The organism is Halomonas sp. 113, from assembly GCF_904067645.1.
Taxonomy (GTDB): Bacteria; Pseudomonadota; Gammaproteobacteria; order Pseudomonadales; family Halomonadaceae; genus Vreelandella; species Vreelandella titanicae.
This window is the reverse complement of sequence record NZ_LR881453.1, coordinates 4,589,178-4,613,893: the sequence shown is the minus strand read 5'-3', so window position 1 is coordinate 4,613,893 and position 24,716 is coordinate 4,589,178. Positions and strand designations below refer to the sequence as shown.

The 24,716-nt window shown below is 57.7% G+C and carries 22 protein-coding genes; 11 read left to right on the top strand and 11 right to left on the bottom strand.

Annotated features, from left to right (window positions below; all coding sequences use genetic code 11):
* Nucleotides 1–86: 86 nt before the first annotated feature.
* From YERSI8AC_RS21570 to pedF, 4 genes are read right to left on the bottom strand one after another with little or no spacing between them, the layout of a single operon-like run.
* Nucleotides 87–1,862: an alpha/beta hydrolase family protein gene (locus tag YERSI8AC_RS21570; protein WP_041159019.1), complete on the bottom strand. Its 1,776-nt coding sequence runs from the start codon at nucleotides 1,860–1,862 to the stop codon at nucleotides 87–89.
* A gap of 13 nt (nucleotides 1,863–1,875) precedes the next feature.
* On the bottom strand, nucleotides 1,876–2,820 hold the full coding sequence (locus YERSI8AC_RS21565) for a quinoprotein relay system zinc metallohydrolase 1 (protein ID WP_041159018.1): 945 nt from the start codon (nucleotides 2,818–2,820) through the stop codon (nucleotides 1,876–1,878).
* Nucleotides 2,817–3,644 carry a quinoprotein dehydrogenase-associated SoxYZ-like carrier gene (locus YERSI8AC_RS21560; RefSeq protein WP_052475691.1) on the bottom strand — a complete coding sequence of 276 codons (828 nt, stop codon included), beginning with the start codon at nucleotides 3,642–3,644 and terminating at the stop codon, nucleotides 2,817–2,819. The genes YERSI8AC_RS21565 and YERSI8AC_RS21560 overlap by 4 nt, the downstream gene beginning before the upstream one ends.
* A gap of 20 nt (nucleotides 3,645–3,664) precedes the next feature.
* Complete coding sequence (gene pedF, locus YERSI8AC_RS21555) at nucleotides 3,665–4,069, bottom strand: cytochrome c-550 PedF (RefSeq protein WP_041159109.1); 405 nt, start codon at nucleotides 4,067–4,069, stop codon at nucleotides 3,665–3,667.
* 386 nt (nucleotides 4,070–4,455) lie between these two features.
* Between pedF and YERSI8AC_RS21550 the strand changes: the two genes are divergently transcribed.
* From YERSI8AC_RS21550 to YERSI8AC_RS21540, 3 genes are all read left to right on the top strand, one after another.
* The gene (locus YERSI8AC_RS21550) at nucleotides 4,456–6,357 is read left to right on the top strand and encodes a methanol/ethanol family PQQ-dependent dehydrogenase (protein ID WP_041159017.1); all 1,902 of its coding nucleotides are present in this window, start codon (nucleotides 4,456–4,458) and stop codon (nucleotides 6,355–6,357) included.
* A gap of 70 nt (nucleotides 6,358–6,427) precedes the next feature.
* A complete protein-coding gene (locus YERSI8AC_RS21545; protein WP_052475690.1) occupies nucleotides 6,428–7,114 on the top strand; it encodes a pentapeptide repeat-containing protein in 687 nt (228 codons plus the stop codon).
* Nucleotides 7,115–7,121: 7 nt separating this feature from the next.
* The gene (locus YERSI8AC_RS21540) at nucleotides 7,122–7,718 is read left to right on the top strand and encodes a rhodanese-like domain-containing protein (protein ID WP_052475689.1); all 597 of its coding nucleotides are present in this window, start codon (nucleotides 7,122–7,124) and stop codon (nucleotides 7,716–7,718) included.
* 24 nt (nucleotides 7,719–7,742) lie between these two features.
* On the opposite strand, the gene pqqE is transcribed toward YERSI8AC_RS21540, so the two are convergent.
* From pqqE to pqqA, 5 genes are all read right to left on the bottom strand, one after another.
* On the bottom strand, nucleotides 7,743–8,978 hold the full coding sequence (gene pqqE / locus YERSI8AC_RS21535) for a pyrroloquinoline quinone biosynthesis protein PqqE (protein ID WP_052475688.1): 1,236 nt from the start codon (nucleotides 8,976–8,978) through the stop codon (nucleotides 7,743–7,745).
* The gene (pqqD, locus tag YERSI8AC_RS21530) at nucleotides 8,971–9,255 is read right to left on the bottom strand and encodes a pyrroloquinoline quinone biosynthesis peptide chaperone PqqD (protein WP_041159016.1); all 285 of its coding nucleotides are present in this window, start codon (nucleotides 9,253–9,255) and stop codon (nucleotides 8,971–8,973) included. Before pqqD ends, pqqE begins: the two co-directional genes overlap by 8 nt.
* Before the next feature lie 16 nt (nucleotides 9,256–9,271).
* On the bottom strand, nucleotides 9,272–10,075 hold the full coding sequence (pqqC, locus tag YERSI8AC_RS21525; protein WP_041159015.1) for a pyrroloquinoline-quinone synthase PqqC: 804 nt from the start codon (nucleotides 10,073–10,075) through the stop codon (nucleotides 9,272–9,274).
* Between the two features lie 28 nt (nucleotides 10,076–10,103).
* Nucleotides 10,104–11,027: a pyrroloquinoline quinone biosynthesis protein PqqB gene (gene pqqB, locus YERSI8AC_RS21520; RefSeq protein ID WP_041159014.1), complete on the bottom strand. Its 924-nt coding sequence runs from the start codon at nucleotides 11,025–11,027 to the stop codon at nucleotides 10,104–10,106.
* 78 nt (nucleotides 11,028–11,105) lie between these two features.
* The gene (gene pqqA, locus YERSI8AC_RS21515) at nucleotides 11,106–11,177 is read right to left on the bottom strand and encodes a pyrroloquinoline quinone precursor peptide PqqA (protein ID WP_009722990.1); all 72 of its coding nucleotides are present in this window, start codon (nucleotides 11,175–11,177) and stop codon (nucleotides 11,106–11,108) included.
* Between the two features lie 407 nt (nucleotides 11,178–11,584).
* Here pqqA and YERSI8AC_RS21510 point away from each other — a divergent pair, with 407 nt between their 5' ends.
* Complete coding sequence (locus YERSI8AC_RS21510; RefSeq protein ID WP_022521513.1) at nucleotides 11,585–13,156, top strand: Re/Si-specific NAD(P)(+) transhydrogenase subunit alpha; 1,572 nt, start codon at nucleotides 11,585–11,587, stop codon at nucleotides 13,154–13,156.
* Nucleotides 13,157–13,172: 16 nt separating this feature from the next.
* Nucleotides 13,173–14,615 carry an NAD(P)(+) transhydrogenase (Re/Si-specific) subunit beta gene (locus YERSI8AC_RS21505; protein ID WP_027958301.1) on the top strand — a complete coding sequence of 481 codons (1,443 nt, stop codon included), beginning with the start codon at nucleotides 13,173–13,175 and terminating at the stop codon, nucleotides 14,613–14,615.
* A 197-nt stretch (nucleotides 14,616–14,812) separates the two neighbouring features.
* Here YERSI8AC_RS21505 and YERSI8AC_RS21500 read toward each other — a convergent pair whose 3' ends face one another.
* Together YERSI8AC_RS21500 and YERSI8AC_RS21495 are read right to left on the bottom strand one after the other, a co-directional pair.
* Complete coding sequence (locus YERSI8AC_RS21500) at nucleotides 14,813–16,324, bottom strand: sensor histidine kinase (RefSeq protein ID WP_159177550.1); 1,512 nt, start codon at nucleotides 16,322–16,324, stop codon at nucleotides 14,813–14,815.
* Nucleotides 16,321–17,046, bottom strand: coding sequence for a response regulator transcription factor (locus YERSI8AC_RS21495; RefSeq protein WP_159177549.1), 726 nt, complete (start codon nucleotides 17,044–17,046; stop codon nucleotides 16,321–16,323). The genes YERSI8AC_RS21500 and YERSI8AC_RS21495 overlap by 4 nt, the downstream gene beginning before the upstream one ends.
* 175 nt (nucleotides 17,047–17,221) lie before the next feature.
* On the opposite strand from YERSI8AC_RS21495, the gene YERSI8AC_RS21490 reads away from it, so the two are divergent.
* The 6 genes from YERSI8AC_RS21490 (at nucleotide 17,222) to katG (ending at nucleotide 24,713) form a co-directional block, all read left to right on the top strand.
* Nucleotides 17,222–17,578: a pentapeptide MXKDX repeat protein gene (locus YERSI8AC_RS21490; RefSeq protein ID WP_159177548.1), complete on the top strand. Its 357-nt coding sequence runs from the start codon at nucleotides 17,222–17,224 to the stop codon at nucleotides 17,576–17,578.
* Between the two features lie 65 nt (nucleotides 17,579–17,643).
* Nucleotides 17,644–18,525: a cytochrome b/b6 domain-containing protein gene (locus YERSI8AC_RS21485; protein ID WP_022521518.1), complete on the top strand. Its 882-nt coding sequence runs from the start codon at nucleotides 17,644–17,646 to the stop codon at nucleotides 18,523–18,525.
* Nucleotides 18,518–19,318, top strand: coding sequence for a molybdopterin-binding protein (locus tag YERSI8AC_RS21480; protein ID WP_138801174.1), 801 nt, complete (start codon nucleotides 18,518–18,520; stop codon nucleotides 19,316–19,318). The genes YERSI8AC_RS21485 and YERSI8AC_RS21480 overlap by 8 nt, the downstream gene beginning before the upstream one ends.
* Nucleotides 19,319–19,498: 180 nt before the next feature.
* Nucleotides 19,499–21,265 carry an ABC transporter transmembrane domain-containing protein gene (locus YERSI8AC_RS21475; protein WP_159177547.1) on the top strand — a complete coding sequence of 589 codons (1,767 nt, stop codon included), beginning with the start codon at nucleotides 19,499–19,501 and terminating at the stop codon, nucleotides 21,263–21,265.
* A gap of 28 nt (nucleotides 21,266–21,293) precedes the next feature.
* On the top strand, nucleotides 21,294–22,292 hold the full coding sequence (locus YERSI8AC_RS21470; protein WP_159177977.1) for an aldo/keto reductase: 999 nt from the start codon (nucleotides 21,294–21,296) through the stop codon (nucleotides 22,290–22,292).
* A gap of 267 nt (nucleotides 22,293–22,559) precedes the next feature.
* On the top strand, nucleotides 22,560–24,713 hold the full coding sequence (gene katG, locus YERSI8AC_RS21465; protein ID WP_138801172.1) for a catalase/peroxidase HPI: 2,154 nt from the start codon (nucleotides 22,560–22,562) through the stop codon (nucleotides 24,711–24,713).
* Nucleotides 24,714–24,716: the final 3 nt, after the last annotated feature.

Here is a 24,716-nt window from a genome sequence, read left to right as displayed (position 1 = left end):
CGTTTATAATTGTTAACCATTATCTTAAGCACCTTAGGAGATTGTTGCGTTACGACCTTGGTGCCGTCGTTAGGGGGCAAGTCATCTTATTGATAAAAGACCAGCTCGCGAGCCAGCATGGTTTGGCGCGCTTGAGGGTGGCGAATGCCGTGGCATTCGTTACTGAATAGCAGTGTTTGCGCCTCGCCGCCCTGCTGTTCGATATGCCGCGCCATTGCATGAGTTTGCTCTGGCACCACTACAGCGTCTTTGCCACCCTGGATAAACAGTGCCCGCAAAGGGCGCTGGCAACGGGTGATGTGGTAAGCAGGGCTGCGCTGGGCGAGCTGGGTCTCGTCTCCGATTAGCCAGGCCAAGTAGCCGGATTCAAAGCGGTGTGTTTTTGCTGATAGCGATAACGCATCGGTTACCCCGTACAGGCTAGTGGCCGCAGCAAACAGGGGCATGGTGGCCAGGGCATTGAGGGAGGTAAACCCGCCAGCGCTTTGGCCACGGATAAAGCAGCGCGCTGTATCTATTGCAAAGCGCTCGCAGGCGGCATTAACCAGGGCGATCACATCGTCAGTATCGCTAATGCCCCACTGGCCCGCTAAACACTCACGGTAGCGGCGGCCAAAGTTGCCGCTGCCCCGTGGGTTGATATCCAGCACATGAAAGCCCTGCTGTTGCCAATAGGCTACCAGCGGGTCGTAAATAGGGTAGGTGGCGGCGGTAGGTCCACCATGAACGCGGACAATCAGCGGTGCAGCGCGGTTGACTAAGGCTGAGTAGAGAAAGCCGTGCACCGTTTCGCCTTCGTTGCCAACGGGGGCTTCCAGCCATTGCGCGATGGCGGAATTTTTGGCCACTAGGCTACCCGCTACGTTATCCACAACGTTACCCGCTAGGCAGCGGTGTGGACAATTTCCGGTAAAACGTATCAGCTGGGCGGCGCTGGTAGCGCTTTGCACAATAGCGTATTCACCGTGCCTTGCCAGCGTGATGCTTACCACACGACCAGGGGTAGGTAGCACTGCTTCCACCTGCTCGCCGGAGCGTCGGTAAAGCTGAGCCGCCCCCTGGTGCAGTTGGCAGTAAACCTGCCGATTGCCCCTCCAAGCGTGCTGGTGCTCACCCAGTTGCCACGGTGTGGTGATGTGATCAACCGAGGCGCTGCTCAGGCAAAGGGGGGTGGCCAGGTTTACCTGCCAGGGCTGCCACCAGCCAGCGTGGTCGCTCATGCAGATCAGCGCGTTATGAGGGCCAAACTGCGGCTGGCTAATCGCTGCGCCGAAGTCCCAGCGCTCAAAGGCTACAAGCCTACCGTTAGCCATCACCTGTGCGAGGTGCAATTGGCTACGCTGCCACGGCATATGAGGCAGTGACCAGCTCACCCACGCTAAATAGTTGCCGTCGTCGCTTAATATCGGCGCGCCGTAGAAGTCGGCGCCTTCTGCCAATACCTGCCGATGGCTGGCAGTGATGGCGATCAGACGCTGACCATGGGTATCTTCCTCAACCGCTAATACACGCTGGCGCTTAGGGTCTGCGCACAGCCCTCCGTAGGCTGTTTGTGGCCGCTTCTGCCAGCAGTGGCTGGCGCCGTGGTGGTCGCGGTGCATAATCGCCTGGTCGTGCTGGCGCACCCAAACGATGCCCTCCAGCAGTGGCGTATAGCTGCCGCCGCCGTACTGGTTCACGCGGCTGCCCACAGCGTCATCTACCAAACATTGCGGCGCCTCGTTGCTGTCAGCCGCCCATCGCCAAAGCTGCATGTCGCCCGTTTGCGGGCAGCGAGCCAGCCAGTAAACGGCCTGGGAGTCGCTGTGCAGTTCGCCCAATGTGTCAGTGGGTTCGGCGGCATCTGCCAGGGTAAGCCGCATAGGTGTGTGCTCCTTATTGTGGGGTATCCCACAGCAGCCGTGTTTCATAGTGAGGATAAAGCTGCATCACGCTACGGGTAAACTCGTATTCAGTAAGCGCTAGGGTATTAAAGGTATCAGGAATCTCGACGGCCAAGGCATGGTTGGCACCCAGCCCTTCGCTAGCCACGTTACTGAGGTGCTGGTCTAGCCATGCGAGGTAGTGAGCGGTTTGCTCTAAAACCGTGTTGGGCGGCGCGCTGGGGCCATGGCCGGGCACGGCGATTCTGGCGTTGAGAGCACGAAGATCGTTAAGTTCTTCCTGCCACTGTTGCAAGCCAGGGCTATGAGCCGTGGCGGCAGCACGCTGGTAGAAGCCCATATCGCCCAAAAACAGTACCCCGGTGGAATGATCCATAATGACCAGGTCACCACCACTGTGGCCGCGCATGGCGTATAGCGTGAGTGGGTAGCTTCCCAGCGTTACCTCGCCTGCCTCAAGCGTGTCGGGTAGGGCAGTATGCGTGCGCGCCAAGCTGCGTCCGGTCAGCCGCTCTACGTTATCGATCAGTGCTGCTCGGTCGCGGGCCTTCAGCGCACGAGTGCTGGCTAAGGTGAGGTGCTCTGCCTCGTCGAAGGCGGCATTACCGAAAAAGTGATCGGGGTGGTGGTGGGTATTCAAAACCCAGCGTACGGGGTGGGAGGTGTGCTGAGCAATCAGTTTTTTTAGTGCTTCGCCAAAGCGTGGGCTGCTGCCGCTGTCGATGAGGATGGTGCCGTTAGGCGTGGCAATAAATGCTTGGTTGCCGATATGGCCGCAGTTGCTGGTGGAAAGCTCTTCTCTTAAGCCTTCCACCATCCAGGTGTTCTCTGCAATTGGCTGGGCAGTTAGCGCACGTTCGCAGAACATGACCGGCTCGTTGGCCGCTAACGGTGTGGTTAGTAGCGACGCTATGCTCGCCAGTAAGCGCATTTTCATGGCTTCAGACCAATAGAGAAGCGGTTGCCGTTGTTGTCCCGGGCGCCAATGACATAGCCTTCCGCAGAGGGACGCATATGAAGCCCTAGGGTGGGGTTGGCGCTCACCGACGCTTCGATATCCAGCGCGGCCACTTTCTGGCCCTGCTGATCCAGCAGCTCAAACGACTGTACGTAAAAGGCGGGTTGGCTGGGGATTAAGCCGCTGTCCATGGGGTGAGAAAGGCGCACCCGCAGGCGCTGTTCGCTCTCATTGGCAAACAGCCGACCCTGCAGCTCGCCGAAGGTGTTTTCCCAGTCGTTGTCAGCGCCGGCAATACCCGGCGTGGTACAGCCGCCGCCTTCTGCTTCAATGTAGGTGCCGCCCACATGCCAGGTAGCCCCCTGTTTCACTGCTACGCGTACCGCGGAAGCTTGTTCCAAGCGAATATTTAACGAAAGCTTGGCGAGACCATGGCTCATCGGTGAGTAGTGAAATAGGCGGGGAATAGGATTGAGATCCACCCAGGCGATGATGTCGGTTATCGGCTCGCCGCTGGCTTCTAATCCGCTGGCGTCTAACTCAATGGGCACTTGGCCTGAGTCTTCGGCGAAACTTGGCGCGCTAACAATGACCCGCTCATCAAACACCACGGGGGCGTCGCCCAAAAAGCGCTCGCGGTATACAGGCCACATAAAGGAATTAAGCGGATCCTGTTCAGCGCTGTTCACTGCGGCCAACGCGGTGGAGGGCAACATAACTATTAACCAGATAAACGCCGCGAGGAGTGCAGTGAGAGCCTCGGTGAGCTGTTGTAACGTGCTGATGGGTGTTGGGGTTGCCATAGTGCCTCCCAGCTTAGGGATTACTGTCTGGTCGTTTCGATGCTGACCGTTTCTAACCAGGTGCGGATGGCCCACAGCCCTTCTTGGCTGACGTAGTCGGACATACGCGGCATGAGTACACGGCCGTTGCGCTCGGATCCGTTCGTAACCAGCTCTTTGAACCACTCATCGCCCCATGGGCCGTTCTCCAGCTCGCGCAGGTCGGGGGCGATGCCGCCGGATTTCGCTTCCAGGCCGTGGCAAGCGGCGCAATTGCTGTTATAAGCGCGGGCGCCAATGTCCACGGCTAGATCATGCTGGGGGTGATCACGATAAGGGTTCTCTTCCCGCCATTCGTCACCTAAGCGCTCGAGATCTTTAATATCAACGGCTTGCGGGGTAACGCTGCCGTGAGACCATGCCAGTGGTGCAGCCAGCAAAGCCATAAGGGCGATAGCCCCCGCTTGGCCTATGGGTGTTTTGGTAGAGGCCGTTTTTGAGATGGCCGTTGTGACTGTTTTTGAGTGGGTTTTTGAGATGGTGTTTGAGATGGTTTTTGTAAGCGTTGTCATGGAATAGCTCCTCAGGGGATCAATGTATCGTCACCTGAGTGAGCATAGGCAGGCGCACATGCCGAACCTATAGCACCTTAGGTATCGCTAGCCTCCTCCTTTGGAAGTAGTGCTAATTTAGGATGAGAACGCGACTGGAGGGGTAGATGGGTTTTTGATCCGGGCTTCTAAGCTGAGTTTAGTCTTGCTGGCACCACGCAAGCAGTAGCTTGGCCGCTTTGCAGCCATTGCATTGTGATCATTACTCGGATGGAAAACCCATGACATACGCTATCAATAACAACACGTCAGCCCGCACAATTTCGTGGCCCTTTCGCCTGCGTACCCTCACTGCCGCTGTTGCTTATGCTTCTGCTCTAGGTATTGGAAGCGTTGCACTGACAGCCCACGCCAGTGAGGTGACCTGGGACGATATTCTCAATGACCATAACACCACTGAAACGGTGCTGATGTACGGCATGGGCGTGAAAGCCCAGCGCTACAGCCCGCTTGATCAAATTAACGCAGACAATGTAGAGATGCTGACCCCTGCATGGTCTCACTCCTTTGGCGATGAAATGCAGCGTGGCCAGGAGTCACAGGCGCTGATCCATGAAGGCGTTATCTATGTTACCGGCTCCTATTCACGTATTTTTGCCATTGATGCACGTACTGGAAAGAGGCTGTGGTCTTATAACCATCGACTGCCCAGCGATATTCGCCCCTGCTGTGACGTGGTGAACCGAGGCGCGGCCATATACGGCGACAAGGTGTTCTTCGGTACGCTGGATGCGGGGATTGTGGCGCTCAATAAAGATACCGGGGAAGTAGTGTGGCGCGAACGCTTTGGTGACCACCGCGCGGGTTATACCATGACTGGCGCGCCAACGATTGTAGAGGATAGCGAAACGGGCCGCGTATTGCTGATTCATGGCTCGTCAGGGGATGAGTTCGGTATTGTCGGTAAGCTCTATGCCCGTGACCCTGATACCGGTGAAGAGATTTGGATGCGCCCCTTTGTTGAGGGCCATATGGGGCGTTTGAACGGTGAGGAGGGCACCCCGACGGGTGATGCCAGCGCGCCCTCCTGGCCCGATGACCCAGACAGCGAAACCGGCAAAGTACAGGCCTGGAGCCAAGGTGGCGGTGCGCCATGGCAGAGCGCCAGCTTCGACCCTGACACCAATACCATTATCATTGGCGCGGGTAACCCGGCCCCCTGGAATGGCTGGGCACGCACCTCTGAAGACGGCGACCCGTCTGACTACGACAGCCTCTATACCTCTGGTCAACTGGGTATCGACCCCTCGACCGGCGAAGTGAAGTGGTTCTATCAGCACACGCCCAACGACACCTGGGACTTCTCGGGCAATAACGAAATCGTACTGTTCGAATACGAAGATGAGAATGGCCAAACGGTGAATGCGGGCGCCCACGCTGACCGTAATGGCTTCTTCTATGTCACTGACCGCACCAACGGCGAACTTATCAACGCCTTTCCCTTTGTCGATAACATCACCTGGGCGACCCATATCGATCTGGAAACCGGCCGCCCGGTTGAGGCTGAAGGCCAGCGCCCACCGCGATTGGAAGAGGGCCAAACCCGCTCGGAGCCTGTTGAAGTATCGCCTCCATTCCTGGGCGGTAAAAACTGGAACCCCATGGCGTATAGCGAAGATACCGGGCTGTTCTACGTACCGGGTAATCACTGGAAAGAGGATTACTGGACCGAGGAAGTCGAGTATGTAGAAGGCGCCGCTTACTTGGGTATGGGCTTCCGTATCAAGCGTATGTACGACGATCATGTGGGTATTCTGCGCGCCATAGACCCGGTGACCGGCGAATATGCTTGGGAGCATAAAGAGCCTATGCCGCTATGGGCAGGCGTGCTAGCCACCCACGGTGATTTGGTGTTTACCGGTACGGGGGATGGCTACTTCAAAGCCTTCCATGCTGAAACCGGGGAGGAGCTTTGGAAGTTCCAGGTAGGCACCGGCATCATTTCACCACCGGTTACCTGGGAAATGGACGGTGAGCAGTACATCGGTGTCACCGCCGGTTATGGCGGCGCAGTTCCGCTTTGGGGCGGTGATATGGCTGAACTGACGCGACCGATTGCTCAGGGCGGCTCGTTCTGGGTCTTCAAGTTACCGTCCTTCGTTAAAGAGCTGGCGAACCGTTAAGTTATTAACACCTCTTGGGCGGCCTTTGCCGCCCTTTTTTGAATGAAGATAACGGTAATGGAGAACAATAATGATAACTCGTCATACTGTGCCTTTATGGCGCCGTCAAATAACGGCGATGTTTCTCTACCTTAGCGTGATAGGCAGTGTCGTTGCCGATGACTATGTTGAAGCGTATCAACCGCCAGTGCATAACGGCTGCGAGCTGGTGCCAGGCGCCCAGTGCGCCAATAGGGACTTATCTGGCGGTGACTTTGCTAACCTTGATTTGCAAGGCGCTAACTTTGCGGGCAGCAATTTAGACGGCTCGGATTTCCGCCACAGCAATCTACGCAGCGTCGATTTTGAAGGTGCATCGCTCCGCAACGCTAACCTTAATCGCGCGCGTATGCCCAACACCCACCTGCGTGGTGCCGACCTTTCCCACGCCAGTTTGGTTGGGTTGGATAGTTGGAGTATTTATGCCCAGGGAGCGACGTTTGATCATGCTGACCTGACGGGGGCCAATTTGGCGTTCGCCCGACTGTCTGGGGCCAGTATGCAGGGAGCGAAGCTGATGGGCAGCAACCTGGAAATGGCCTGGATGAATAAGGTCAACCTGATAGGGGCTGATCTGCGCGATGCTAACCTGCAAGAAGTCAAAATGAACATTGCCCGTCTTAACGATGCCGATATGACCGGTGCACGTATCCACTACGGTAACTTCCAAATGGCTCAAATGGAGGGATGTACCGGCTGCCCGTTTGATTGGGAGTGATACCATCATGTCGACACAACACTCGGCGCACTCTGTGCGCCGCTATATCATTTGTTTGGTGTGGATAAGTGGAATAGTTAGCGGCGTGGCGGAGGCTGACGTGCCTGCCGCGGCGTTTAACCAACAAGGCTATCGGTTACCGCCATTTAAAGCACCCGTCACTGCACCGCTACCCGGGGTGACCACGTTAGATGACGATACATTTCAAGTATTGCTGGAATCGTCGTCGGTCATCCTGGTGGATGTCTACGCGCTAACTTGGCATAACGGCCTTTTTCTGCAGGATAGCCCTCACTTAACGATCCCCGGCAGTATTTGGCTGCCTAACGTGGGCGCCCCTACTTTGGAAGATGAATGGCGTGATTACTTCACGCAAACACTCGATGCGCAGCGTGAGAACGCAGAGGTAGCGCCGTTGGTGTTCTTTTGCCGCAGCGACTGCTGGCTTTCCTGGAATGCTGCCCGGCGTGCTGAGGCAATGGGCTATGAAGAGCTGTATTGGTACCCCGATGGGGTGGATGGCTGGCAAGCGAGCGGTCATTCATTAGCAGCTGTTTGCCCGCAGCTGCCTGCCCATGCTGAGCGAGCCACCTGCGAGCCTTAATGGGTTTATTACTGATAAATAGGTTTATTGCCGATAAATCAGCTCGGGCGTTTGGCGGGGCGAAGGCTCCGCTGAACCATCCTGGCTCTGTAACTGCCTTGTTTGCAACTGCTTTGATTGGCGGGCATTGCGGGGAATTAGGGTCGCCTGCTCAGGCTTGCTTTGGGCGTTTTCTGTGATAAGGCTCTCTAGCAACCCATGCTGGGGGGAGTGCTGGCACACCGGGTCAGTGGCGTTCATATCGCCGGTTAACAAATAAGCCTGGCAACGGCAGCCGCCATGGTCTTTATCGCGCTCGTCACACTGCTGGCAGAGCGTGGGCATCCACTGAGTGCCGCGAAAACGGTTAAAGGCATCGCTTTGGTACCAAATGTCCTGCAGCGATGTCTCTTTTACGTTGGGAAATGCCATCGGCAGCTCCCTGGCGCTATGGCAGGGCAACACGGCACCATCCGGAGCAACGGTCATAAAGATGCTGCCCCAGCCGCCCATGCACGCTTTAGGCGCTTGCTCAAAGTAGTCTGGTACTACAAACAGCAACGACATATCGCGGCCCCGTGCCGCCAGTGTTTCCCGCCAGCGGTTGGTTTCCTCTTCGGCATGTACCAACTGTTCACGGGTAGGCATCAACGCTTGGCGATTTAAAAATGCCCAGCCGTAATACTGGCAGTTGGCCAGTTCAACCGCATCCGCGCCTAGCTCATCGCAGAGGGCTATCAGCTCGCCAATTTGATCGATATTGTGCCGATGCAGCACCACGTTCAATACCATAGGGTAGCCAGCGGCCTTGACCGCTTTGGCCATGGCCAGCTTGTTGGCATGGGCCTTGGTAGAGCCGGCCAGCGCCTGGGCCAGTTCGGGGTCGGCAGCCTGCAGGCTAATCTGAATATGATCCAGTCCTGCCTCTGCCAGAGCGTCTACCCGCTGAGCAGTAAGGCCCACGCCAGAGGTCAGCAGGTTGGTATAAAAGCCTAGCTTGCGTGCTTCGCTGACGAGCGCTTCCAGATCTTGGCGAATCAGCGGTTCGCCGCCGGAAAAGCCCAACTGAGCCGACCCCATGGCCCGCGCCTGACGCAGCACGCTAAGCCACGCTTCGGTATCCAGCTCGTTTTGGTAGCGGGTAAATGCCAGCGGGTTAGAGCAGTAGGCACACTGCAGCGGGCAGCGGTAGGTAAGTTCTGCCAGCAGCCATAAGGGCGGTGAGATAGCTTCGGCGGTTGGATTCGCTTTGTTTTGATTAACCGTATTACCATTAACCACAGTGCACCTCCTTCACGGTCAGCCAGCCGTTGCTGCGGGCTTCTTCAATAAACTGCACGACATCGTCTGCTAAGGTCTCGGCGCCTGGATATCGCCGCTGTAGGGTGGCGATAATGTCAGCGACGGATTGGCGGCCATCGACCTGTTCAAGAATCGCTCCGGCAGTCGTGCTGAGTTTGACCATACCTTCGGGGTAAAGAATGACGTGGCAACCCTGAATGGCCTCCCACTGTAACCGCCAGCCGCGTCGCAGTTGGTAAATGTCTTGCTGTGCCATGTTGAATTCCCCGGCGCTAGTCAATCAAGGTCGAGTAAAGTGAGTGCTCAAGCCCACGGTGATATACCGCTTCACGGGTGACGGTGTGGTAAGGCGGGCGGTCTAACTGATAGGCCATGGTCATCGCATCCAACATGCTCCACAGCACATCGAGCTTGAATTGCAGGATGTCCAGCGCACGCTGCTGCAGCGCCACCGTTGTACACACGCTTAAGGCGATTTCCAGCCCGTGCTCAACGTCCCGGCGGGCTTCGCTGAGGCGCTTACGAAAGTAGCGATAGCCCTGCTCGTTAATCCACGGGTAGTGCTGGGGCCAGGTGTCCAGGCGGTTTTGGTGGGCTAGCGGAGCAAACAGCTCGGTAAGCGATGAGATCGCGGCCTCCTGCCAGGGGGCTTGGGCTACAAAGTGGCGGTAGGCATCCACCGCAAAGCGCACACCGGGTAACACGCGCTCCTGGGAAAGCAGCGTATGGCGGTGTAATCCCACGGCTTCACCGAGGGCCAGCCAGGCTTCAATCCCACCTTCATCATCAGCGTGGCCGTCGTGGTCTAACAGACGCTGTACCCATCGCCTGCGGGTGGCTGCATCCGGGCAGTTGGCCAGTAGCGCGGCGTCTTTTTGGGGAATCATCAGTTGGTAGTAAAAGCGGTTAGCCACCCAGCCCTGCAACTGTTCTCGGCTAAGTTCTCCGTTGGCCATCGCCTGCTGAAAGGGGTGGTTAAGATGGTAGTACTGCCCTTTACTCATCAGCGCTTCACGGAACGCCTCCCGATTGAGCGGGGTGGCAGCAGCGCAGGGTGTTATCGCGGTTAGCGCCATGATCAATCTCCTAATATTGGCGATAGGGCTATAGCGTAAGTTTCATACCGTCGTAAGCCGTTTCGATGCCTGCGTCTTGAAGTGTTTGTGCCGCCTCGCTGGTGCGGTCTAAAATCGGGTTGGTGTTGTTGATATGAATTAAAATGCGCCGCGTACTGCAGGGTAGTTCTTTAAGTAGCTCATACATGCCGCCGCTGCCATTGAGCGCGAGGTGTCCCATCTGTTGGCCTGTTGAGGTGCCAACGCCTAGTGCCTGCATTTCGTCGTCTTCCCACAGGGTGCCGTCCACCATCACCACATCGGCAGCGTGTAAGAAGCGCATGGCCAGTGGCGTGGGGTTGCCAAGTCCTGGGGCGTAGCACAGCGACTTACCGCTGCGGCGGTCGACCATATACAGCCCTAAATTATCGCCACAGGAAGTAGCTCCGCGCCGTGGTGAGTAGGGCGGGGCATTGCTGTGTAGCGCAAAGGCGGTAAGTGCGATATCCGGCAGGAAGGAAATCGAAAACTCGACAACCTCCTGATGCTCTTTCAAGCTAACCGGCTGCCAGCGCAGCCCGCCCCAGTGCTCCAACATTGGGAACAGTGGAAACCCAGTAGATAAATCGTCATGTACATTGGGCGTGCACCATACATCCAGCGGACAGCCCTCTCTTAGGGAAAGTAGCCCGGTGACGTGGTCGATCTGGGCATCCACCAGCAGCACGCCACGAATACCGCTGCCACGCAGTTCGTTTGGCCATAATTCCGGGTTGGCGTTGAGCTGGGCGCGAATGTCAGGGGAGGCGTTGCATAGCAGCCACTGTTTGCCATCAACGCTTAACGCAATGGATGACTGAGTGCGTGATTGATGGTCGCCGCTGCCTTGGCGAGCGTGGAAGCAGTTCGGGCAGTTGCAATTCCACTGAGGAAAACCGCCCCCTGCGGCAGCCCCAAGAACTATCACCTGCATAGGCTGGCCTCTTAAGTTGGTGTTGCGGTGAAAGCCCCTGCCTAGTATGAGCGAGCTGATATAGACAGGGGGCACGACTTAGCGGGTAGAGATATAGAGCGTTACTTCAAAGCCAAGGCGCATATCTTGATAGGTCGGTTTCGTCCACATAAGGAACTCTCCTGCGTTGTTAAGTATGTTGTCGTGAGTGGTATTGCAACTGTCGTTACAAGTGTTACTACCTGTGTTGATGCAGGTACTATCAGCGGTTCAGCGTTATTGCCATACCCGCTTCTTCAGTTAAGCACAGGTAAAGACAACTGCCTGCGGTACTTTGGAAGTAGTTTTCTCGCTCTTTTCGGTGGGGCTTGAAGCCTCAACCAGCCCATGTTGTAGTTAAACAACCCAGTTGAATCAAAGGTTGAATAGTATCTGGCAGCCGCCCCGTTAGATCCTAGACTGCTAACAGGCGTTTATGACGAAGGTCGAAAATGGGCAGTGCTTACCTGCTGTGTGGCGGCGCTGTAGTAAGGTAACTGTAGGAAGGTAACAGCAGAAAAAAACAAAGGAGAAAGCGAGTGAAAATAGGCGCACCGAAAGAGAGTGCCCGGGGGGAAGCGCGCGTCGCGCTGACCCCTGAGAGCGCGAAGCAGATCCAAAAACTGGGCCACGAGTGCTTGGTAGAAACCGGCGCTGGCTTGGCAGCGGGCTTTAATGACGACACTTATCGTGATGCAGGCGTTACCGTCGTGGACGGGGCTGATGCGCTCTGGAACGACGCTGAGGTGGTCATTAAAGTCCGAGAGCCCTCTGATGAAGAGGCCGAGCGGCTGCGGGAAGGCCAAACCTTGATTGCCTTCTTCTGGCCAGCGCAAAACGAAGCGCTGCTCGAGAAGTGCAAGTCCCAGGGCGCCACCGTTATTGCTATGGATATGGTGCCGCGTATTTCACGGGCGCAGAAAATGGACGCGCTCTCCTCCATGGCCAATATCGCCGGCTACCGGGCGGTGATAGAGGCGGGCAACAACTTTGGCCGCTTCTTCACTGGCCAGGTAACGGCGGCAGGTAAAGTGCCCCCGGCCAAGGTGTTGGTCATTGGCGCTGGCGTGGCGGGATTGGCGGCGATCGGCACGGCCACCAGCCTGGGCGCCGTAGTGCGCGCCTTTGACGTACGCCCCGAGGTCTCTGAACAAATCGAATCCATGGGCGCGGAGTTTCTGTTCCTCGATTTCGAAGATAGCCAGGACGGTTCCGAAAGCGGTGGCTACGCCTCGCCCTCAAGCCCGGAGTTCCGCGAAAAGCAGCTTGAGTGTTTCCGCGAGCAGGCGGCCGATGTGGACATCGTGATTACCACCGCGCTGATTCCCGGCAAGCCCGCACCTAAGCTGTGGTTGGAAGATATGGTCGAGGCCATGAAGCCGGGCTCGGTGGTGATCGACTTAGCGGCTGAGAAAGGCGGCAATTGCGATCTCACTAAGCCAGACGAGCGGGTGGTGTCGGATAATGGCGTGGTGGTGATCGGCTACACCGACTTCCCCTCGCGCATGGCAACGCAATCATCGCTTCTCTACGCCACCAATATCCGCCATATGTTGACCGATCTGACGCCAGAGAAAGACGGCGTGATCAATCATAATATGGAAGATGACGTGATTCGTGGCGCCACCGTGACGCACCAGGGTGAGGTCACCTTCCCACCGCCGCCGCCCAAGGTGAAAGCGATTGGCGCGGCCAAGCCGAAGAAGAAAGAAAAAGAGCCCACGCCGGAAGAGAAAAAAGCCGCCGAACATGCGGCGTTCAAGGCGCAAACCAAGCGTCAAATCGGATTGCTGGCTGTCGGCGGTGCGCTCATGCTGCTGCTTGGCCAGGTGGCGCCGACCTCATTTATGCAGCACTTTATTGTCTTTGTGCTGGCCTGCTTTATCGGCTTCCAGGTGATTTGGAACGTGAGTCATTCGCTGCATACGCCTTTAATGGCGGTGACTAACGCGATCTCGGGCATCATTATTCTCGGTGCTATTTTGCAGATTGGCACGAGTAGCGTGATCGTGGGCATATTAGCGGCGATTTCGGTGCTGATCGCGTCAATCAATATTGTGGGTGGCTTCCTGGTGACACGCCGGATGCTGGCCATGTTCCAAAAATCTTAAGCGGCGGAGAGACGATATGTTAGGACAAGGATTCGTATCTGCCGCGGCAATCGCGGCGAGTGTGCTGTTTATTCTGTCGCTGGGCGGCCTGAGTAACCAAGAAAAAGCCAAACGAGCCGTGTGGTACGGCATTGTGGGCATGGCGGTGGCGGTGTTCTTTACCGCTTTAGGCCCGGGTATTGGCGGCTACTGGTGGCTGATTCCGATGATGGTGATTGGGGCAGGCATCGGCGTGTACGTAGCGGGCAAGGTCGAGATGACCGAAATGCCCCAGCTAGTGGCGGCGCTGCACAGCTTTGTCGGTTTAGCCGCGGTGTTTGTGGCCTGGAGTGCGGACTTAGAGCGCCGCCGGGTCATGGCGGCGCAGGCAGTGGATGGTGCCGCACAGGAGTTTTCCGCTTTTGCCGCGCTGGTGGCCACCAAGGCCCCAGACGAACTCACCTTTCTGCAAATTGAGGTGGTTTTCGCCATCTTTATCGGCGCGGTGACCTTCACCGGCTCGGTAATAGCGTTTGGCAAGCTGGCAGGTAAAGTCGACGGTAAACCACGCCAACTGCCTGGCGGCCATTTGCTCAACGCCGGGGCGGCCGTGCTATCACTGCTATTGGCGATTTTGTACCTCAACGGCGCAGGCTTCTGGACGCTGCTAGTGCTCGCAGCGCTGGCGTTCTTTATTGGCTATCATCTGATTATGGGTATTGGCGGGGCCGATATGCCGGTGGTGGTCTCAATGCTTAACAGCTACTCCGGCTGGGCGGCGGCGGCGGTCGGCTTTACGCTCTCCAACGACCTGCTGATTGTCACCGGTGCGCTGGTGGGCTCCTCCGGTGCGATTCTTTCTTACATTATGTGTAAGGCGATGAACCGCAACTTCGTCAATGTGATCCTAGGCGGCTTTGGCGGAAGCACTGGGCCAGCGGCGGAGATCGAAGGCGAGCAGGTGGCGATTGACGCTGGTGGTGTAGCTAGCGCCCTGAACGATGCCGATAGCGTGATTATCGTGCCGGGCTACGGCATGGCAGTGGCCCAGGCGCAAAGCGCAGTGAGCGACCTAGTGCGTAAGCTGCGTGCAGCGGGCAAGACCGTGCGCTTCGGTATCCACCCGGTCGCGGGTCGCTTGCCAGGGCATATGAACGTACTGCTGGCAGAAGCCAAGGTGCCTTACGATATCGTGTTGGAAATGGATGAAATCAACGACGATTTCGCCACCACCGACGTGGTGATCGTGATTGGCTCCAACGACATTGTGAACCCTGCGGCCGAGGAAGACCCCAATAGCCCCATCGCTGGTATGCCGGTATTGAAGGTATGGGAAGCCAAGCAGGTGTTTGTCAGTAAACGCGGCCAGGGCACCGGCTACTCCGGTATCGAAAACCCGCTGTTCTTCAAAGAGAACACGCGGATGTTTTATGGCGATGCCCGGGATAGCCTGAATACACTGCTGCCGTTGATTGATTAGGCCTTTGCAACTTTTAGCTACCCATGCAACTTAGCTAGACGCTAGGTTACTAAGAGCCATTAAGTACTGAGCCCGCGAGCAATCGCGGGCTTTTTAGTTGCGCGACTGCCCATGGATCGATGCCGATCAGTTCGGCGTCCATGTCGCGTTTCCTCCAGCGTATTAACCGCATAGCGGGCGAGTCGAATGCCAACTCGTCAGCCCAGGCGGCGAGGGCGGATTGCTCTCTCATCGAGTATCGTCTTCGGCAGCGTGAACCAGATACAGGTGCCTTTTCCCGGCTTGCTCTCGATGACGAGTTGGGACTCGTGGCGCTTCAGCACTTCGGAGACGATAGCGAGTCCCAGCCCGGTGCCTTCACCCCGCTCACGTCCAATCGTGGTGCGATAGAAGCGCTGTGAGATAAGGGGGATTTCTTTTTCGGGGATGCCGACACCGGTATCTCTGACTCCGATCTTGAGTCGGGTATCGTCGAACTCGAGAATCCGGATCGAGACCGTGCCGCCGGTGTTGGTGGCGGTGATGGCATTGTCGACCATATTGGTCAGCGCGTGATCGATCAGTTCGATGTCGGCGGAGACCTCGGCTATCGCCGCCTGGTTCTCCACACGAAGCTCGATGCCTTTCTCCAGCGCGCGAGGGTGAAATTTACCTAGAATGTCGTTGGCCAATTCGGCGAAGGAGAACGTGCTTGGGCATAGCGGTCGGCCAGCGATATTGGCGCGAGACATCTGAGAGAGCTGGTCGGCCAACTGGGCCAGTCGTTCCACGTTGGCGCGAATGGCGTCCAGACCGCTGCGTGTTTCATCGTCGAGAGGCCTGCGATCCAACTGCTTGGCATAGCCTAACAGGGAGGTCATCGGCGTGCGGAATTCGTGGGACAGGTTGGCGATGAGTTCCCGACGCTGGCGGTCGGTATCGTGCAGCGCCTCGACCTGGGCTTCGATGGTGGCCGCCATGTCGTTGAAGGCACGCCCGAGCCGGCCGATTTCGTCGTCGATCGACTCGGGACTGCGCTGCCGGTAATCGCCCTCGGCAAAGTGTTGGACGGTGCGGGTCAGCCGGGAAAAGCGGCGCGTCAGAAAAGCGAAGAGGGCGAGACCCACCGCCAGCGTCAATGCCAACGCCACGCAGCCTGCGATGAGCAGCGTGCGCGAGATGCTGCTCGTCTGCCAGATGTTGGCCATCGAGACGTCTGTGTTGGCCTCCAGTTGCACCATCAGATAGCCCGATTGCTGCTGCGGGCCGTAGGTGATCGGGGCAACCGAAAAAACGCCCTCGTCGCCCCGGCAGGGCATGTCTGCGTAGACCGGCAGCATGGGCATGTCGGAAAGCAGTTCGTCGATAGCACCCCGGTCGATTCGCCGGCCGAGTCCACAGCGGTCGGGGCCGTAAGCGCCAACCACCGTGCCGTCAGTGTCGAGCGCGTAGAGCGAAAGCGCCGGATTGATGGTCATGACCTGCTCTACGGCCGCTCGAGTCGAGGGGGCGTCGACGCCGTCGTCGAGCGAATCCTGCAGTACGCGGGTCAGGTGATGGGCCATGTCGATCTCATTGCGTTGCAGCCATTCGCGTCCCAACTGGTTGAACTGATCGACTGCCACCAGCGTGGTCGTGGTGGAGAGTGCGATCATGCTCACCAGATAGACGAACACGATGCGCGCGAACAGGCTGCGGTAGGTTCTGCGCAACGATTGGCCGAGGCTCATGGGGCGTTCTCGTCGGAGGCTGATGCCGGGGCGACGGCGGCGTCGGTGAACCGGTAACCGGTGCCCCATACGGTGAGAATGTACTCGGGCCGCGCCGGGTCTGGCTCTATCTTGCTGCGCAACCGATTGATGTGTGTATTGACGGTGTGATCAAAGCCGTCGAATTCCGGGCCCCATACGGCATCGAGCAACTCGCTGCGGGAAAATCCCTTACCAGGGTGGCGGGCAAAGAACACCAGTAGGGCGAACTCCCGGGTCGTGAGTTGAATCATGTTTCCGTCGAATTTGACGCTGTAACCGTCGATGTCGATCTCCAGCGCTTTTATCTTCATAAGCGTCGACGACGTACGCTCCTCCATCGCCTTTCGACGACGCAGAAGCGCTTGGATTCTCGCCAATAGGATGTCGGTGTCGAATGGCTTGGTGATGTAGTCGTCGGCACCGATTTCCAGACCGACGACCACGTCCCGCGTGCCGGCGAGCGCCGTCAGCATGATGATCGGAATGGTGGCGTCGTGAGTGCGAATGTCTCGACACACGGCGAGACCGTCGATGCCCGGTAACATCAGATCAAGAACGACGAGCGAGGCATTCCGCCATCGATGCAAGGCTTCTTCCCCGGTCGAAACCCAGGTCGGCTGATGGCCCGCCTGTACGAGAATGCTCGTTAATAGCCGACCGATATCGGGATCGTCCTCGACGCAAAGTATCGGGCACGACATATCGGTTCTCCTCTAAGTGAGCTGTGAATCCTAGCCCAATGTACCTCGTCAATCATCACGGAAACGTTATCACCGAACGTTATGATTCCGTGATGATTGAGCTGAATTTCCTGTTTATCTTGGGCAAGCCGTGTCGGACCGGACACGGTTTGCCTAGATAAATCAGGAGAGCATCATGACCCGCACGACACCCAAATATCTACTCGCCTTGAGTGCTGTACTGCTGAGTGGCGGCCTTGCCTTCACCACGCTCGCCAGTGCCCAGACCGACAATATGTCCCAGGACTCGATGAGTCAGGACGGCATGAGCCACGATGATGGCATGAGCCACGACGATGGCATGAGCCACGACGACGGCATGAGCCACGACGATGGCATGAGCCACGACGATGGCATGAGCCACGACGATGGCATGAGCCACGACGATGGCATGAGCCACGACGATGGTATGAGCCACGACGATGGCATGAGCCACGACGATAGCATGAGCCATGACGAAATGAGCAGCGACTCCATGGAGCATGCCAACTAAAAGTTGCGGTCCGGCAGCTAGGCGCTGTCTGGTTTGCCGGACGCTTTCGTTTCGAGGTCAATATCATGTCTGAGTCTGTCAAAGCTACGATCGATAGTGACTCGACCGGTAATGTGCCCGGTGCGCCGGCCACACGAGTGATCAAACGACATACGTTAGCGACTCGTCTGTGGCATTGGACGAATCTCGTCTGCCTGATCGTGTTGCTGATGAGCGGTTTGCAGATATTCAATGCACACCCCGCGCTCTATTGGGGGGAGCAATCCGATTTCGCCAACCCTTTCATCGCGATCCATGCGCGCACCGCTGAGGACGGCGAGCGCATGGGCGTGGTTCGCATCGCGGGGCAGGCGTTCGACACCACCGGTGTACTGGGGCTCTCCGATGACAACGGCCAACTACGCGAACGGGCCTTCCCCCGCTGGGCGACGCTGCCGGGGGACAAGTGGCTGACGATGGGGCGCAACTGGCATTTTCTGGCTGCGTGGATCTTCGTGCCGCTGGTTGTCGCGTATCTGCTCTATATCCTGCTGGTGCCCCAACGACGACGGGCGCTGTTTCCAACGTGGGTGCAGTTGAAGAACATTCCGCGGACACTACTTGATCATGCGCGGCTGCGTTTTCATCACGAAGCTGACTACAACGGTATCCAGAAGCTGACCTATCTTCTGGTGCTGTTCGGGTTGCTGCCAGTAATGATTCTGTCGGGGCTGACTATGGCACCCAGTGTCAACGCTGCCTGGCCGTGGCTCACCGAACTTTTCGGCGGACGACAGAGTGCTCGCACCTTTCATTTTCTCTGTGCAACGGCTCTCATTGGCTTTTTCGTCGTGCACATCGCGCTGGTGCTGGTATCCGGCGTTTTCAACAACCTGCGCTCGATGGTAAGCGGTCGCTACCGTATCCAGGTAGAAGCGCATGACGGATCGGAGCCGAGGCATGACTGACTCGAACACCAGACACTCGACATCACCAGCGCCTGACCGCGCTCGACGGCGGCTACTGGGTGGCCTGTGCGCGTTGGGGGCTGGCACCTTCCTCACCGGCTGCGATCGACTGTCGGAAAGCGCGCCTGTGCGCGCGGCGCTGAGCAACGTCGAGCAACTCTCTTACAAGGCCCAGCGTCTGATCGCCTCGCGCCAGGCACTCGCCAAGGAGTTCGACGAGAGTCAGATCGCGCCGGTGTTTCGTCCCAATGGCACCACCAACCCGCAGGAGGATTACTATCGTGCCTGGGTCGAGAATGGATTCGCCGACTGGCGTCTGACCATCGACGGGCTGGTCGAAGAGCCGATGACGCTGTCGTTGCCGGCGCTTCGGGAGATGGCTTCACGAACCCAGATCACTCGTCACGATTGCGTCGAGGGTTGGAGCTGTATCGGGCAGTGGACCGGCGTTCCTCTGGCGGATCTGCTTGATCGGGTGCGTCCGGCAGATACCGCGCGCTTCGTGGTTTTTCACTGTGCAGATCACACCTACGGTGGGTCGGATCTGTATTACGAGAGCCTCGACATGATCGAGGCGTATCATCCGCAGACGCTGCTTGCCTACGATCTCAACGGCGAACCGCTACCGGTGGCCAATGGGGCGCCGATCCGTCTGCGCGCCGAGCGTCAGTTGGGTTACAAGCAGGCCAAGTACGTGATGCGCGTCGAACTGGTGGAAAGCTTCAAACAGCTCCACGGCGGCAAGGGAGGATATTGGGAGGATAGGGGCTATGACTGGTGGGCGGGCATCTAGGCGATGACCGCCGAGCGCTTGAGGGCTTCACTTTAGGCTCGTCGTACAATCTTTAACGTGCTATCTGTTGTCTGAGGTCCCGATACTTCCGCTCGACGGCTGGGCCGACTAGATTCTGTGCAGGGTACTGCTACTCCTGCTATGGTCGAATACCCCCTTATGTATTGAGCAATCGCTACTATGAATCAACGCCCCAATCCCCGAGTGCTGCTGCGTTTGTTGGGTCTACTGCGCCCCTACCGCACGCGGCTGGCTCTGGCTGGCCTAGCGCTACTCATGGCATCGGGAAGCGTGCTACTGCTGGGGAATGGGCTGCGCTTAATCATCGACCGCGGTTTTCTGGACGCGGATGCGCAGGCGCTAGCGCAAACACTGGCCCTGATGCTGGTGGTAGTGGCCGTGCTGGCGTTTGCCTCCGCACTGCGCTACTACCAAGTGACCTGGATTGGCGAGCGCTTGGCCGCCGACCTTCGCCAGCGAGTGTTTGATCATTTACTCACTTTAGAACCCAGCTTTTTCGAGAGCGCAAGCGACGGCCGCGCCGCGGGGGAAATTGCCTCACGGCTGACGGCGGACACCAGCGTACTGCAGAGCCTGTTTGGCTCCTCGGTATCGCTGGCGCTGCGTAATCTGGTCATGCTGGTGGGCGCCGTGGTGCTAATGCTGGTCACTCAACCGTGGCTCTCGGCAATGGTGCTGATTGGCATCCCCGCCACTCTGCTGCCCATCGTGTGGTACGGCCGCCGGGTGCGGCGGCTTTCGCGCACCAGTCAGGATCGCGTGGCCGAACTAGGTCGCTATGCTGAGGAGGCGCTGAGCGGTATTAAAACGCTCCAGGCATTTACCCACGAGGCGGTGGATAAAAGCCACTATGGCCAGCGGGTTGAACAGGCCTTTGGCAGCGCCGTAGAGCGCACTCAGCAGCGCGCCTGGTTAACCGGTGTCGCCATGCTGGTGGTGTTTACGGCGGTTGGCTTAATGCTCTGGCAGGGCGGTCAGGCAGTGCTAAACGGAACCATGAGTGCGGGCGAGCTATCGGCGTTTATCTTTTACGCCGTGCTGGCAGCAGGGGCCATTGCCACCCTGGCCGAGGTGGCAGGGGATGTACAGCGTGCGGCAGGCGCTGCCGAGCGCTTATTGGAGCTGCTCGATACCCAGCCCGCTATCCAGTCGCCGGTAAATCCGCAGAGCCTGCCAAGCCCTTCGCGTGGTGAGATTACCCTGGAGAACGTCACCTTTACCTACCCTGGTCGGGAAACCCCAGCGCTGAACGGGTTTGATCTACATATCAAGCCGGGAGAACGAGTAGCGGTGGTGGGGCCTTCCGGGGCAGGTAAAAGCACGCTGTTGGCGCTGCTGCTACGCTTTTATGACCCCAGCCAGGGGCGCATTACCTTGGATGATAGGGATGTCCGTACGCTAGATCTTGCCGCCTTACGCAGTGCCATGGGGTTAGTGGCGCAGGAGCCGGTGCTGTTTAGCGGCTCGGTGGCCGAGAATCTTCGCTACGGAGACCCCGAGGCTGATATCGATAGATTGCGCCTTGCCGCTCAGGATGCCAGCGCCCTCGACTTTATCGATGCGCTGCCACAAGGCTTTGATACGCCCCTGGGGCCCGGTGGGGTGCAGCTCTCCGGTGGACAGCGTCAGCGGCTCGCTATTGCTCGGGCGCTGCTCAAAAATCCTGCGGTACTGCTGTTGGATGAAGCCACCAGCGCCTTGGATGCGGAGAGTGAGCGGCTGGTGCAGCAGGCGCTGGATCGACTGATGGTGGGGCGCACCAGCATCGTGATCGCCCACCGGTTGGCGACTGTCATCGCCGCTGACCGCTTGCTGGTGCTTGATGGTGGGAAACTGGTAGCGGCGGGCACTCACGCGGAATTGCTCACCACCAGCGCGCTCTATCGTCATTTAGCCGCGTTGCAGTTTGGCGGTGAAACGTTATAAAACGATTCTTTTAATGATGGGAATACCGATGTCGAGCTTCTGTCAGCGCCTTAATGCCGTAAATGCCCCTTCGATTGGTCTGGGCTGTATGAACCTCTCCCACGGTTACGGCAGCATTGTGCCGGAAAGCGCAGCCCTACGGGCGTTGGATGAGGCCTTTGATATGGGCTATCGCCACTTCGATACCGCCACGCTGTATGGCGCCACGGCCAATGAGAAAGTGGTCGGGCGCGCCCTGGAGGGCAAGCGGCACCAACTCTTTCTGGCCAGTAAATGCGGCATGGCGATGGACCCTGAGTCAGGCAAGCGGGTGATTGATGGCCGCCCGGAAACCCTGCGCAAGCAGTGCGAAGCAAGCCTTGAGCGCCTGCGTACCGACCATTTAGATCTCTACTACCTGCACCGCATGGATCGCCAAGTCCCCATTGAAGAGAGCGTGGGTGCGCTGGGGCGCCTGGTGGAAGAAGGCAAGATTGGTGGTGTGGGGTTATCTGAAATTTCTGCGCTAACGCTGCGCCGTGCGGTCACCGAATATCCCATTGCCGCGGTGCAGTCGGAATACTCGCTGTGGACGCGCAACCCGGAAATCGCCCTGATCGATGCGTGCCGCGAAGTGGGAACTGCCCTGGTGGCGTTTAGCCCGTTGGGAAGAGGCTTCTTAACCGGTGCCATTCAGGATCCAGCGCGCCTAGAGGAGGGCGATATACGCCGTCACATGCCGCGCTTCAGCGCCGACAACTACCCGCATAATCTAAAACTATTTGAACGCCTTGCGTCGCTGGCGCAGGCCTTAAGCGTCACGCCGGGGCAGCTGGCACTGGCGTGGCTGAAAGCCAAAGGCGACGATATTATCCCCATTCCCGGCACTCGCTCCGCTGACCACATGCGCGAAAATTTAGCCGCGGAAACGCTGCACCTGGATGTCACCAGCTTGTCTCAGTTGAATGCCATGATGATGCCAGACCAAGTGGCAGGCGCCCGCTACAACGAGGCCCAGCAGGCAGATATCGACACCGAAGAATTTTAACCACTGTAGCGCCAGCAGACTGCCGATGTATAAAAGCTATTAGATCGGTCACAAAAAGCAAATTGTGCCTATGAGGGATCTGCTTTAAAACAGTACCAAGTGAGTGAAGCGCCCTTCCCCTGCACAGCAGGCAGAGCGATAGCACTATCGTAAGCGTTAGGGGGCTCACCGTCAGTCGACTTGGTAGCCGCTCTTTTCAACATACCCAAGACGAACGCAACCAAGACACAAGCCGTTAAGACACAATGAAGTTAGAGGGAGAGAGCTATGAGTGGTAAATGTCCTGTAATGCATGGTGGTAATACCTCCACGGGCACGTCTAACAAAGACTGGTGGCCGGAAGGAATTAACCTGGATATCTTGCACCAGCATGACCGCAAAACGAACCCGATGGATGCTGATTTTGACTATCGGGAAGAGGTCAGAAAGCTCGATTTTGACGCGCTGAAGCAAGACGTTCACACGCTGATGACAGACAGCCAATCCTGGTGGCCTGCCGATTGGGGCCACTACGGCGGTCTAATGATCCGTATGGCGTGGCACTCTGCGGGTACTTATCGCCTGGCAGATGGCCGCGGTGGCGGCGGTACCGGTAGCCAGCGTTTTGCACCACTCAACTCCTGGCCGGATAACGTTAGTCTTGATAAAGCGCGCCGTCTGCTGTGGCCGATCAAGAAAAAGTATGGCAACAAGATCAGCTGGGCCGACCTGATGATTCTAGCCGGTACTGTTGCCTACGAATCAATGGGACTGCCTGCCTACGGCTTCTCGTTTGGTCGCGAGGATATCTGGCACCCGGAAAAAGATATCTACTGGGGCGATGAGAAAGAGTGGCTGGCACCTTCCGACGAGCGCTATGCGGACGTAGAAAAGCCGGAAACCATGGAAAACCCGCTGGCCGCCGTGCAGATGGGCCTTATTTACGTTAACCCTGAAGGTGTTAATGGTGTACCCGACCCGCTGAAGACCGGCCAGCAGATACGCGAAACCTTCGCTCGTATGGCGATGAACGACGAAGAGACCGCAGCCCTGACTGCCGGTGGTCACACCGTGGGTAAGTGCCACGGTAACGGCGACGCGGCAGCACTGAGTGCTGAGCCCGAAGCATCGGACGTTGAAAATCAGGGGTTGGGCTGGGGCAACCCAACCATGGGTGGCAAAGCGAGTAATGCCGTAACGTCTGGCATTGAAGGCGCCTGGACAACCAACCCAACGCAGTTCGATATGGGCTACTTCGATCTGTTGTTCGGCTACGAGTGGGAGCTGCGTAAGAGCCCAGCAGGCGCTCACCAGTGGGAACCGGTGAACATTAAGGAAGAGGACAAGCCGGTTGATGCCAGCGACCCCTCTATTCGCCACAATCCGATCATGACCGATGCGGATATGGCCATGAAAATGGATCCGACCTACCGCGCCATTTGTGAAAAATTCATGGCGGATCCGGAGTACTTCAAGCAAACGTTCGCTAAAGCATGGTTCAAACTGACCCACCGTGACCTAGGCCCGAAATCGCGCTACATCGGCCCGGAAGTGCCCGCTGAAGACTTGATCTGGCAGGATCCTATTCCGGCTGGTAGCACTGACTACAGCGAAGAAGTGGTTAAGCAGAAAATCGCCGAGGCCGGCCTGAGCATCAGTGACATGGTCAGCACCGCCTGGGACAGTGCTCGCACTTACCGCGGCTCTGACATGCGTGGCGGCGCCAATGGTGCCCGCATTCGTTTAGCGCCTCAGAAAGACTGGGAAGGCAACGAGCCTGCGCGTCTCGCCAGCGTATTAGCAGTGTACGAGAAGATTTCTGCCGACACCGGCGCAAGCCTTGCCGACGTGATCGTTCTGGCCGGTAGTTTCGCCATTGAGAAAGCCGCCAAAGCCGCAGGCTACGACGTTCGCGTACCTTTCCTGAAAGGGCGTGGCGATGCTTCTGCCGAGATGACCGACGGCGAATCGTTTGAGCCGCTAGAGCCGCTGGCTGACGGTTTCCGTAATTGGCAGAAGAAAGACTATGTAGTGAAGCCGGAAGAGCTGTTGCTGGATCGCGCTCAACTGATGGGACTGACAGGGCCGGAAATGGTCGTGCTACTTGGCGGTATGCGTGTACTCGGCACCAACTATGGTGGCACCAAGCATGGCGTGTTCACCGACCGTGAAGGCCAACTGACCAACGACTTCTTCGTCAACCTGACCGACATGGGCAACACTTGGAAGCCGGTGGGCAAAAATGCCTATGAGATCCGCGATCGTCAAACCGACGCTGTTAAGTGGACCGCTTCCCGTGTTGACCTGGTGTTCGGATCTAACTCGCTGCTGCGCTCTTACGCGGAAGTCTACGCCCAGGATGATAACGACGAGAAGTTTGTCAAAGACTTCGTCGCCGCCTGGACGAAAGTGATGAACGCGGATCGCTTTGACGTCGCTTAAGCG